This is a genomic window from Candidatus Amarolinea aalborgensis (genome assembly GCF_900491745.1).
Classification (GTDB): domain Bacteria; phylum Chloroflexota; class Anaerolineae; order SSC4; family Amarolineaceae; genus Amarolinea; species Amarolinea aalborgensis.
This window is the reverse complement of the sequence record NZ_UETR01000005.1, coordinates 114,248-126,378: the sequence shown is the minus strand read 5'-3', so window position 1 is coordinate 126,378 and position 12,131 is coordinate 114,248. Positions and strand designations below refer to the sequence as shown.

Sequence of the window (12,131 nt, the reverse complement as noted above, 5' to 3'; positions counted from 1 at the left end):
CCGGGCAGGCTGTCGTGCTTGCCACGCCCTGCCCGGTCTTGTGTGCCCTGTTATGCGATGAAGGAGGTCTACCATGCGATTGATTACGCTGATTGTCACCCTGTTTCTGATGTCTGGTCTGCCGGCGTTAGGCCCGCGCAACCAGCCGCCCATCGCCAACGACGATGAGGTCATCCTGTTGTACCATCCCGTCCAGGTCCTCACGATTCCGGTCCTGGAAAACGACGTGGATCCCGATGGGGACGTGCTCACGATCTCCAGCCTGCCGCTGGTTGAAGGCGGCAAAGCCGAGATTATGAACGGCAAGGAAGTGCGGGTCTTCATTGACTGGCCCGCAGGGGGGAATGCGCAAGGCCTGATCGCTCACGGCGGCGACGTCGTCAGCGATGGCCGAGCCGAGAGCAAGGCTGAATGGTTCGTCTGGTATTGGCCAGAAATCGTGCCTTGACCTGAGATGAGTTTCTTCCAGCGCAGGCAGGAAATGCCGATACGAATCGAGGGGCCGCTTGCCCATGCAGGCGGCCCCTTCCTTTTTCAGCGCTGGTGCGCCGGGTTAGCCGTTACCATTTTCAGCGCTGGTGCGGCGGGTTAGCAGTTACTATACTTGTATCGGTTTTGTATCGGTCAGGGGCTTGCCACGCGGCGACTTTTGGGGTTTACTATCCGCAGTCGTTGTTACCCGCAGCCCCGCTGATCGTCACCGCACTTGATGTTCGCCATGTCACAAGGAGGAACCGAAAATGTCTACCAAGAAATGGGCGATGCCTGTGGTCGTGCTGATCGCCATGAGCCTGGCGCTGACCGCCTGCCCCGCGCCAACGCCGCCGGTTGCACCGGCCGCACCGACCGTCGTCGTTGAGCCGACCACGGCGCCGACGGTGGTCGCGCCGACCGCGCCCGCGGTTGTCACTCCGGCGCCCCAGCCCGGCAACAAAGTAACCCTGCACATCAACCTGGGCGGCGAGCCACAATCCGTGGATCCCTCGCTGGTCGCCGAGGTAGAGTCAGGTGACATCGTTGAGAACCTATTCTTGGGCCTGACTGACATCAACGCCGACGGCAGCGTCGCACCGGAATTGGCGACAGCGTGGAGCGTCTCCGCGGACCGGCTGACGTACACGTTCAAGCTGCGTGACGACGTCTCCTGGGTGCGCTACACGCCGGCCGGCGGGGTGCAGAAGTTAGGACCGGTCACCGCGCCCGACGTGGTCTACGGCGTCAAGCGCACGTGCGACCCCCGCACGGCTTCGGACTACGCGTACGTGGACTACATCATCGCCGGCTGCCAGGCGCTGAACATCGCGGACGCTGCCAAATTGAGCGCGGCCGAGCTGCAGGCCCTGGTGGATGGCGTCGGGGCCAGCGCTCCCGACGCTTATACCGTGCAGTTGACCGTGAATACCCCGGCTGCCTATTTCCCGGCCATCGCCGGCATGTGGGTCAACCGGCCCCAGTACCGCGCCGCGATTGAGGAGAAGGGCGAACGCTGGACCGAGCCTGGCTCCATCGTCACCAACGGCCCTTACACGCTGGTGAGTTGGTTACACGACGATCACATGGTGCTCGAGAAGAACCCGTTCTGGTACGGCTGGAGCCATGTGGCTGGCAATATCGAGCGCATCGAGATGAGTATGCTGGTTGACACAGCGCCATCCTTCGCCATGTACGAGGCCGGCAAGCTAGACACCGTGGGCGTGCCCTTGGGAGATATCGAGCGCGTCAAGACCGATCCTGTGTTGAGCAAGGAGTTCTACCGCGTCCCTAGCGCGTGCACGGTTTATGTGGGCTTCACCAACAGCAAGCCGCCGATGGACAACGTGTTGGTGCGCAAGGCGCTCTCGGCCGCGATCAACCGCCAGGGCCTGATCGAGAACGTGCTCAAGGGCGGCCAGATTCCCGCCAACACCTTCGCCCCGAGCTCCATTTTTGGCAGCGCCGCGGGCGCCCTGGATATTGCGCCGTGGACGTTACCAACAGAGATGGGCGGTTGGGGCTATGACAAGGCGCTGGCGCAGGCCAGGCAGTGGCTGGCGGAGGCAGGGTACCCGGACGGCAAGGGTTTTCCGACGATCACTTTCTTGCATACGACCTCGGACCGACCCCGCCAGATTGCCGAGGCCATCCAGGCGATGTGGAAGCAAGGGTTGGGCATCAACGTAGAGATCGCGAACCAGGAACTGAAGGTCTTCCTCACCACGATCCAACCCTCAACCCCCTTGTCTGGGCGGTCACAGGCCTGGTACCTGGGTTGGTGCGCTGACTATGCGGACGAGAACAACTGGGTGCACGAGGTGTTCAACAGCAACGAGGGCGCCAATCAGTTGAGTTGGGAGAAGGATGCCAACGCGCCCTTGGGGCCGGATGGCAAGAGTTTCAACCAGTTGACCAAGGAGGCCCAGGAGATCGAGAATCCGGCGCAGCGTCAGGCGCTGTACCATGCCGCCGAGAAAATCCTGGTTGACGACGCCGCGGCCTTCGCGCCTCTCTACTACGGCGTGAGCGTCGGCGTCACGAAGCCTTACTTGCAGCGCACCTACCCCAGCCTGGGCGGGGAGAAGTGGTACACCTGGGTGCTGGACTGGAACGCCAAGCAGAAGGCGCGCGGTCAGTAGAAGAAGCAAGGCCGTCGCCGGTTAAGAAGACACTGGAGTCGAGCCTGCGGTCAAGCCCCATTGGATCACGAGGATAGACCCGCAAAGAGTTCGACTCCAGTCGTCCCGACCTTGCGTCATGGCGCCAATCTGTCGGCGGATAAGGGCTGGTCAGCGACGCGCAGCACGCCTTCCAGGGCCGAGACTGCCTCCTCGATGATTACGTCAAAGGCAGCCGCCCGGCCCTCCATCCAGGCGGCGTCGAAGGCCGCGGCGCCCAGGGCCGCGCGGGTCGCGTCGGCGAGGCGATTGTAGTCGTCGCGTTCGATGGGAGCGAGGCGTGCGATGGTCTCGTCCACGGCATGAGTTGCACCCAGCAGTCTGGCGGTCACCTCGTGTTGGCTCAGCGCCGCGGCCAGCGCGGCCAGATTTAGGAGACACCAACTCCGATCCCCCTGAAAGTACCTGAGTCCCACCAGGCTCGCTCGATACAACTGGATTGCTCGCCCGTAGTTGCCTTCGGCCTGCGCCAAGGCTGCCAAATATAGGTAGCACATGCCCGTGAACTCCTCGTCCCCCATTTCCTTCAGGTGCACGAACGCCTCATCCAAGAAGGCGTGAGCGGCGACAAAATCTCCCTGGCGAGTAGCTACGTTTCCCAGCTCCGTTAGTGCGAAAACAAGGCTGCCCTTGACCCCTCGTGTTCGCTGAGCTGCCAAATGCCGTTCGTACAACAACCGTGCCCCATGCAGGTCTCCTTCGGCCCAGGCCAGGTTGGCCAGGACAGCGAGCGGCCATGGGTACGAAAAACCGGCCTGCTGCGCGACGGAGAGACATTCTTCGGCCAGTGCATGCGCCAGTGGAAAATTTCCTTGAGCGAGAGCAGTTTCACTTAACACCACCAGGGTGTGCGCAATACCGGCTGCGTCGCCCAGTGTTTTGTAGTGTGTGAGGGCCTTTTCGAGATAGTGACGGGCTGTGTCCTGGTCGTACCAGCCGGTATGGGCAATTCGTCCCAAGGCGAGCAAAGCATCGGCTGCTCCTTGGCTGTACCCTAACTTCTGACTTAGAGCTAGGGACTCTTCTGCATAGGCCTGAGCCTCTGTCGTTGTACTCCCTTCCGCAAGTCCACGTGCTGCCTGCAACAGAACCTTTGCACGAGGAATCGTATGAGCTGACGAGCCGGGCAAGGCGAGAACCTCGTTGATCAAACGCACTGATTCCGACTTAGGACCACGGTCACCCAGCCAGCGCAAGGATGCCGCGATCAGCAGCAAAGCAGCCTGGACGTTGTGTTCTCTAGACCAGGCCAGCGCCGCACGCACGTTTTGAATGTCATCGTCAAGCAGGCGACAGAGTAGAATGAGGCCAGGGTCGAGGTCGGCTTGTTCAGCATTTTCGATCAGCCGCAAGCAGCAGTGAACATGCCGCGCGCGCAGCGCCGCTTCCTGGCCGCTCAACGCCACGCGTTCCAGACCATACTCGCGCACCGTCTCCAGCATGACGTAACGCGGATCGCCGTGTAGGCTGGTCTCACGGTGCAGCAGGCTTTTGTCCAGCAGGGAGGCAATGCCATCGAGAACCTGCGTGGGCGACAGGGAGAATGGGAGCAGCGGGCCGAGCGTAGCGTCATCGCCGCACATCAGCTCCGCGGCCTGCAAGGTGCAGCCGCCGACGAAGACGGCCAGGCGCGTGAAGAGGGTCTGTTCGGTCGGAGTGAGCAGGTCGTAGCTCCAGCCAATCGCGCCGCTCAGCGTCTTCTGCCGCGGCGACACGTCGCGCAGACCGTCCATCGAGAGCATCCACGGCCCGTGCAGCCGCGCCAGCAGCTCGGCCGGCGACAGCAGCCTGACGCGTGCGGCGACCAGCTCAATCGCCAGCGGCAGGCCATCCAGCCGGCGGCACAGTTCGGCGACGGCTGCGGCGTTGCTGTCGGTGACGGCAAAGTCGGGCTGCACCATCTCGGCGCGTTCCGCAAACAGGGCCACCGCGGAATAACCAAGCACGTCGCTGGCGGTGGGTTGGCTGGCGCCGGGAAGTTCAGCGGGCAGGGCCAGCGGTCGCACCGGCGCCTGGCGCTCGCCGCGTACGCGCAGGGGTTGGCGGCTGGTCACCAGCACGTGCAGCCAGGCGCAGCGGCGCAGCAGGTCGTCCACCAGCGGCGCAGCCTCGATGATCTGCTCGAAGTTGTCCAGCACCAGCAGCAGGTGCTTCTCCTCCAGGTACGCGCGCAGCTGCAAGGCCGGTGGATTGGAACCGCTCATCTGCAGCCCCAGGGTCTGGGCAATCGTCGCGGCCACCAGGTCAGGATCGGAAATCGGCCCCAGGCGCACGAAGAAGACGCCATCCTCGAACTGTTCCAGCACCTCTTCGGCCACGGCCTGCGCCAGGCGGGTCTTGCCCACGCCGGGCGGCCCCAGCAGGGTGATCAGCCGCTCCCCCGCGCGCAGCCGCTTGCGCAGCGCGGCGATGTCGGGGTCGCGGCCAATGAGCGGCGTGAGTTGGGATGGCAGGTTGTGGGGCCGGCTCGGCATATGCCGGCGCGCGGTCAAAGCGAGGTCGCTGTCGAGACCGCGCGCCAGGGTCACGAGGCCGGGTAGATCGGCGTCTCTCGCACCTGCGGCCCTGGCCAGGGAGGCGGCCAACGTCGCGGAGGGGTGAAAGTCGCCGGCCTCGATCTTGCGCAGCGTCACCTCGGCGCAGCCCGCCTGCTGCGCGAGATCTTTCTGCGTCAGGCCAAGCGCCTTGCGCCGCTGTTTGAGCCACTGGTTGAAGGAGATCAACTTGCTCATGGGCTTTCCTCTGTCAGGAAGTCAAGTACCGTCAATCTTCCAAGTCTCGCACGTTATCACGTTTGATCGTGGCCGCGTACTTCATTTTACCACAATATGTGCGATTTCTATTTCGGTCATCCGCTCATGCACGGGAGAACATGAGTGTATTGCGAAGTAGTGATAAACAAGCTGAGCACCTCGAAGTTGACGGTGGGCGGATGTTGGCATATACTACATTCAGTATGCACAACAAGACTAATCTGGTTAAGTTGTGCATACTGAAAAAGGACCATCATGCCTGACCAGATTCAACTCAGTCATCTCGAACAAACGGCTTATTTCGCGGCCTTGCGCAAAGGTCTGCATGTGGTGGATGTCAAGCGCCTCAGCGATGTAATGGCAGTCTCACCCTCGCATGCCCCGAAGCTGTTGGCTAGTATGGCGCGTAAGGGAGCGCTGCAGCGCGTCGGCCGCGGCCGGTATGTGGTAGTCTCTGCGGATGTCCTGTTCGGTCGGCAGACGTTTGTGGCCGATCCATTTCAAGTCGTGGATGAACTGCTGCAACGCGAGGGGCTTTCTGAGTACTATGTCGCCTACCAAAGCGCTGCATTTATCTACGGTGCCGCTGACCAACTGCCGCAGGCCTTGCTGGTTGCGCTGCCCAGACAGCGTCGTCCAATCACCTTGGGCCGGGCCAAGATCATTTTTGTCCAGGTTCAGCGTACCAAGTTTTTTGGCATTCAGGAGACACGCTACCACGATTCCTTCTTCCGCATCTCTGACCGTGAAAAGACGCTATTGGACTGCCTCGATCGTTTCGACCTGTGTGGCGGGATAGACGACGTCGCACATACGATCAGCGTATTGCTGCCGGAGGCTGACCCGGAACGACTATTGTCCTATTTGCCGGACATGACCAACCAGGCCCTGGTGCACCGCTTAGGATATATTCTGGAAAAGCTGTCAACACACCTGCTGGTGCCGCAGAGGTTACTGGACGGGGTGGCGACCCTGATTGCCCCTCGCGTCTACCAACTCGACCCACACGGCCCTGAACCTGGTCCTGTACATCCGCATTGGCGCGTGCGCGAAAACATCATGCTGGCATTGGAACCATAAATGCGTCTCACCCCACACCTACTTCGTACCTGGGCGGACGACCACCAGATTCCTGACCTGACTCTGGCTGAGTTGGACTATCGCCTGACGCAGGCTCTCATCGCGGTATACGGTGATCCATTCCTGCGTGACCGGCTCTATCTGAAAGGTGGAACCGCGCTCAACAAGCTGTTCTTCCCGGCTGTCAATCGACTGTCGGTCGACCTGGACTTCAACGCGGTCGGCTCCAAGGCTCAGGTCTTGGCAGAGCGTGCGCAGCTCACCAACCAGGTTATGACATTGTTAGCCGGTCAGAAGGCAGGTTACCATCTGGCGCATGATTATCGTCGCTATGAACAGAGCACGATTCGCGCTGACTTTGCACCCCTCAGCGGTAGCCCGCGCCAGCATCTGAAGCTGGAGATTTCTTTTATCGAGCGCGTACCAATCCTCGGTCGCGAAGAACGACCGCTGGCTTTGTCCGACGGCGCAAATACGACCTTGATCACCACTTACCGATTGGAGGAGCTGACTGCTACAAAGCTGCGCGCACTGTACGGTCGCCGTAAGGGCCGCGACATCTACGACCTGGCGCAGATCGGCGCCTTTGACCTGGACGAGCGGGCATTGCGCAAAATGACACTGTACTATTTTTACCGCGCCAGAATGTTGTTTAACTACGGAGCTTTCCGTACAAATGTGGAGGAAAAGTTGCGACGTCGCGGCTTTGCGGATGATGTACGCGGCTTGATCCGCGCTGACCAACCGTTCGACTGGCGGGAGGCCAGCCAGTCGGTGTTGGATCGCTTCACTTTTCTCGAGAACCTGGACGACCGGGACGAAGAGTTCCTGCATCTGGCTCGCTACCTATTGGGCGGACCCGTCTCGGAGCACGTGGGCGAGACGTTGGCCCTGATCGAGTACCCGATTGCGCGGTTGATGGAAGGATTACTTATCACATCGGAAGCTGCGGCGATGCGCCAAGACGACATTCTTCTCTTCGCTGGCGCATAGATCCGCAAGATCAAAAGTGATAAAGAGCTGTCGTGCTGGCGCCAAATGTGCCATACGATCTCACTACGCTTCACCGCCTGCGCGCGGTCCGCAAACAGGGTCACCGCCGCATACGGGCGATCTGCTCTTCCATATCGGCGATGCCGGTGACGGCCAATTCCCAGTCGAAATAATTCTGTTCGACGTCAGCCGCAGGGTGCTGGCGCAACACCGCTTTGCGGAATTCGTCGAAAGATTGGTCGTACCTGACCTCAAACTGGCGAGCCATGCTGCGGTACTTGACCAGATTTCTTTGCACACGCTCCAGCAACAACTCTGCCAACGCTTGATCAATGGTGGTGTCGGGGAACATTCGCCGGACACTGGCCTGAATCACTGCGGTCGTTTCAATCGTCACGTGCCACCTCACTGCATAGCTGGTTCACAGCCACTTGATGTCATTCTAACCGATGTGGTATGTTCCGGCTGTGGGTCTCGGTTTGACCATATTCCATTGACCGGCACCTGGTCAATGACGGTGCACACCGGCAACACGGCTATCGCCAATCTATCGGCTCTTCATCCAAAGTCTGCTTTCTCGGTCTGGGCTGGCGCAGATTATACCCCAGGTTTGTGGATAGGGCAACCATCCACAACAGGCTCGGTTTTGGTCAAGGTGACATTCTTCATTTGTATCGGTTCTGTATCGGTTTAAGGCTTGCCACGTGGGCGCGTTTGGGGTTTACTATCGGCATCCAGGAACGACTGGTTAGGAGCCACATCTTTTCGAATTTGGAGGTTTACCATGACCGTGAGACACCCGAAGCATCTACGTTTTGCGCTGCTGCTCTTTGTGGCAGTCGCCATGGCGCTGTTGCCTGCTGCCGGCCTGGCTGCCGGGCCCCCGCCCACCCAGGGTGTAAGACTCAGAATGATCGGCCATCCCAGGTGGACGGTGGCCGACTTCCACCTATTCGCGGCGCCTATCGGCACTGCGGCCAGTGGCTACGCCGAGTTCTTGCAGACAGCCTTAGCCCTGCTGCCAGAGCCGAGCCACCGCTTCCACCCCGCCCTCTTTGTTGGCCCCGGTGATCCACATGCGCGTCCCTACACCTCCGAGCTGGCGGTTGGCGTGGCTGCGCAAGGCTTCCACGAGGGTGTGCGCTTCAATAAGCCGGAGTTCTCAAACGGTATGGGTGTGTACCTGGTATGGATGAATGTGCCAGCCCCGGGTACGACAGGTTCCTCGCCTGATTTCACCTCTGGCCCCATCATCCCGAACTGGCTGTTTCCGATCCACGTTGAGGGATCGTCGGCGCACAATGGCGCGCCGTTTTCCTTCCTGGGGGCGACGGATGTGCCAAAGTTGGATGTCAACCTGGACCCACCCTTCAACGTTGACGGCCACAGCCACTTTCCGATGTTTTTCGTGGACAATGCCGACTTCGGCCCGCCGGGCGCGCAGCTGCGCGGGAGTTATGAGTGGACCATCACGATGACCGATGCGTTAGGCAATGGTTGGCGCGTCGAGGCCCGCTTCACCGTCGGCCCCTGATGGCGATGCGCACGTGACCCCGTTGGGGACGGGTGGCTGGGTTTGCCGAACGACCTCCCAGCCGCCTGTCCGAGCCAGCCGGTGAGCGAACGCCATGGCACCATGATATGGCGCGACAGGGATTGCCAACCCCTGAAATGGGGAAGGCTGAGCCGCGACCCACACGTTCACAAGTTTGTCAGGTAGGCGCAGGTTGGCCCTTCACGGCCTGCGCCGTCTCCAGGGTCGAGACCGCCTCTTCCACGACCGCTTCAAATGGGGCTACCCGGCCTTCCGCCCACGCGGCGTCGAAGCGTGCTGTACTCAGTTGTGCGCGAGTCGTCTCGATGAGCTGGTTGCATTCGTTCTGGTAGATTGGCCAAAGGCGATGGTTTTCCTCGTCTGAACTCTCAGTTGCACCCAGCAAGGCCGCAGCCAACTCATACTGGTCCAACGCCATCGCCAGGTAAGCCAAACCCGTACCCCAGACACCCCACTCATCTCTGTCGACCTTCACTCCGGGCAGACTTGCCCGATACCAGCGGACCGCGTTGTCGTAGTCGCCTTCTTCCTGAACCAGCGTTGCCAGGAACAGATAACTGCCACAGAGGTTGGGGTCATTCTCGTTCCCAAATCTCTTCTCGCGCTGTATCAATTCATCCAGAAAAGTATGGGCAGCAGCGAATTCCTTCTGGCGAATTGTGGTAAGCGACAGGCCGATAAGGGTTTCCAGGCTGATGTCAACGTCTCCACTGTGCCGCTCAATTGCCAGACTCTGCTCGTAGAGCGATCGTGCACGACTCAGGTCGCCGTTTGCGTAGGCAATCTCGCCAAGTATGGTCAGCGGCTGTGTGAACTTCAAACCCGCCTGCTGTGCGATGGCGAGACTTTCCTCACCTAGCGCCTGCGCTCGAGCAAAGTCTCCTCGAAACATGGCGATCTTGGTGAGGTACATCAGGGCCAATGAGATGCCTCCGGAGTGATGGAGTTCTCTGTAACAGCAGAGAGCCCTTTCCAGATACTGCCTAGCTGCGTCCTGGTCTTGCCACCACCACAGCGCCATTCGGCCCAGGCCGATCAAGGCGGCGGCTTCTCCTTTGCCATACCCCTGTTCCTGGCTGAGAACCAGACTCTCCTCTACGCAGGCCCGAGCTTGGGTGTGTTCACCATTGTATAGCATGAGGATACCTGTCTCATACAAGGCCCTTGCCCGGGGAATCGTGCGGGCCGAAGCGCCGGGCAAGGCGAGGACCTCGTCGATCAAACGAATTCCTTCCGCATGCGGACCTCGTTGATTAAACCAGTAAAGCAGGTACGTAGTTAGCAGCAGCGCGGCCTGTACATCATCTGCGATGAACCAGGTATACGCTGCGCGCAGGTTGTGAATCTCGTCGTCAATGAGGCGATTCACTTGAAGTCGCCTGGGGCTGACGTCTGCCAGGTCAGCATTCTCGACAATGCGCAGGAAGCAGTGTGCATGCCGTTCCCGTAGTGCGTCCTTTTCGCCGTTCACAACCACGCGTTCCAAAGCATACTCACGCACCGTCTCAAGCAGGATGTAGCGCGGCTCCCCATGCAGGCTAATTTCGCGATGCAGCAGGCTCTTGTCCAGCAGCGAGGCGATGCCGTCGAGGATCTGCGCGGAAGAAAGGACGTCTTCGCACAGCATTTCTGCCGCCTCCAGCGTGCAGCCGCCGACGAAGACGGCCAGGCGTGTGAAGAGGGTCTGTTCGGTCGGAGTGAGCAGGTCGTAGCTCCAGCCAATCGCGCCGCGCAGCGTCTTCTGCCGCGGCGACACGTCGCGCAGACCGTCCATCGAGAGCATCCACGGCCCGTGCAGCCGCGTGAGCAGCTCGACCGGCGACAGCAGCCGGACGCGTGCGGCGACCAGCTCGATCGCCAGCGGCAGGCCGTCCAGCCGGCGGCACAGTTCGGCGACGGCCGCGGCGTTGCTGTCGGTGACGGCAAAGTCGGGCTGCACCATCTCAGCGCGTTCCGCAAACAGGGCCACCGCGGCATAGCGCAGCATGTCGCTGGCGGCGGCTTGGCTGGCGCCGGGGATGTCGGCGGGCAGGGCCAGCGGCCGCACCGGCGCCTGGCGCTCGCCGCGTACGCGCAGGGGTTGGCGGCTGGTCACCAGCACATGCAGCCAGGCGCAGCGGCGCAGCAGGTCGTCCACCAACGGCGCGGCCTCGATGATCTGCTCGAAGTTGTCGAGCACCAGCAGCAGGTGCTTCTCCTCCAGGTAGGCGCGCAACTGCAAGGCCGGTGGATTGGAACCGCTCATCTGCAGCCCCAGGGTCTGGGCAATCGTCGCGGCCACCAGGTCAGGATCGGAAATCGGCCCCAGGCGCACGAAGAAGGCGCCATCCTCGAACTGTTCCAGCACATCCTCTGCCACAGCCTGCGCCAGGCGGGTCTTGCCGACGCCGGGCGGCCCCAGCAGGGTGATCAGCCGTTCCCCCGCGCGCAGCCGCTTGCGCAGCGCGGCGATGTCGTGGTCGCGGCCAATGAGCGGCGTGAGTTGGGATGGCAGATTGTGGGGATGGCTTGGCACAAGCCGATGCGCGGTCAAAGCGAGGTCGCTGTGGAGACCGCGCGCCAGGGTCACGAGACCGGGTAGATCGGCGTCTCTCGCGCCCACGGCCCTGGCCAGGGACGCGGCCAACGTCGCAGAGGGGTGAAAGTCGCCGGCCTCGATCTTGCGCAGGGTCACCTCGGCGCACCCCGCCCGCTGCGCGAGGTCTTTCTGCGTCAGGCCCAGCGCCTTGCGCCGTTGTTTGAGCCATTGGTTGAAGATCATCGTCTGACCCATCAGGTTCCCTTTGCCAAGAAATCAAACGTCATCCAGCTTCCGACTCCTACCCACAGTCGCAAACGCATGCAGCCGCTGGAACCATTGTACCACAGTTGGTGACTACTCAGGCTGCCAGGGATAGACAGGATTCACAGGATATTTGGCCCTTTATGCCGATTGTCGTTCGCAACCGCAAGGCGAGAATCCTGTTCATCCTGTCCAAACTGGCGCGCGCCGGGTTAGCAGTTACCATACTTGTATCGGTTTTGTATCGGTCAGAGGCTTGCCACGCCGCGACTTTTGGGGTTTACTATTCGCAGTCGTAGTTGTCAGCAACCCCGCTA

General features: G+C 61.1%; 8 protein-coding genes. 5 read left to right on the top strand and 3 right to left on the bottom strand.

Translation table 11 applies throughout. The features are described 5' to 3' along the window. Nucleotides 1-73: 73 nt before the first annotated feature. Together ACPQ6D_RS08640 and ACPQ6D_RS08635 are read left to right on the top strand one after the other, a co-directional pair. A complete protein-coding gene (locus tag ACPQ6D_RS08640; protein WP_423223913.1) occupies nt 74-448 on the top strand; it encodes an Ig-like domain-containing protein in 375 nt (124 codons plus the stop codon). 292 nt (nt 449-740) lie between these two features. Continuing rightward, entirely contained in the window at nt 741-2,612 is a 1,872-nt protein-coding gene (locus ACPQ6D_RS08635; protein WP_423223912.1) for a peptide ABC transporter substrate-binding protein, read from the top strand. Nucleotides 2,613-2,728: 116 nt separating this feature from the next. Here ACPQ6D_RS08635 and ACPQ6D_RS08630 read toward each other — a convergent pair whose 3' ends face one another. Continuing rightward, nucleotides 2,729-5,383: a helix-turn-helix domain-containing protein gene (locus ACPQ6D_RS08630; RefSeq protein WP_423223911.1), complete on the bottom strand. Its 2,655-nt coding sequence runs from the start codon at nt 5,381-5,383 to the stop codon at nt 2,729-2,731. Between the two features lie 276 nt (nt 5,384-5,659). Here ACPQ6D_RS08630 and ACPQ6D_RS08625 point away from each other — a divergent pair, with 276 nt between their 5' ends. Both ACPQ6D_RS08625 and ACPQ6D_RS08620 read left to right on the top strand, forming a co-directional pair. Continuing rightward, entirely contained in the window at nt 5,660-6,484 is an 825-nt protein-coding gene (locus tag ACPQ6D_RS08625) for a type IV toxin-antitoxin system AbiEi family antitoxin domain-containing protein (protein ID WP_423223910.1), read from the top strand. Further along, the gene (locus ACPQ6D_RS08620; protein ID WP_423223909.1) at nt 6,485-7,477 is read left to right on the top strand and encodes a nucleotidyl transferase AbiEii/AbiGii toxin family protein; all 993 of its coding nucleotides are present in this window, start codon (nt 6,485-6,487) and stop codon (nt 7,475-7,477) included. Between the two features lie 100 nt (nt 7,478-7,577). Here ACPQ6D_RS08620 and ACPQ6D_RS08615 read toward each other — a convergent pair whose 3' ends face one another. Continuing rightward, complete coding sequence (locus tag ACPQ6D_RS08615) at nt 7,578-7,874, bottom strand: hypothetical protein (protein WP_423223908.1); 297 nt, start codon at nt 7,872-7,874, stop codon at nt 7,578-7,580. A gap of 387 nt (nt 7,875-8,261) precedes the next feature. On the opposite strand from ACPQ6D_RS08615, the gene ACPQ6D_RS08610 reads away from it, so the two are divergent. Further along, the gene (locus tag ACPQ6D_RS08610; RefSeq protein WP_423223907.1) at nt 8,262-9,011 is read left to right on the top strand and encodes a hypothetical protein; all 750 of its coding nucleotides are present in this window, start codon (nt 8,262-8,264) and stop codon (nt 9,009-9,011) included. Between the two features lie 178 nt (nt 9,012-9,189). Here ACPQ6D_RS08610 and ACPQ6D_RS08605 read toward each other — a convergent pair whose 3' ends face one another. After that, nucleotides 9,190-11,805 (bottom strand): winged helix-turn-helix domain-containing protein, encoded by a 2,616-nt coding sequence (locus ACPQ6D_RS08605; protein ID WP_423223906.1) that lies wholly within the window; start codon nt 11,803-11,805, stop codon nt 9,190-9,192. Nucleotides 11,806-12,131 lie beyond the last annotated feature (326 nt).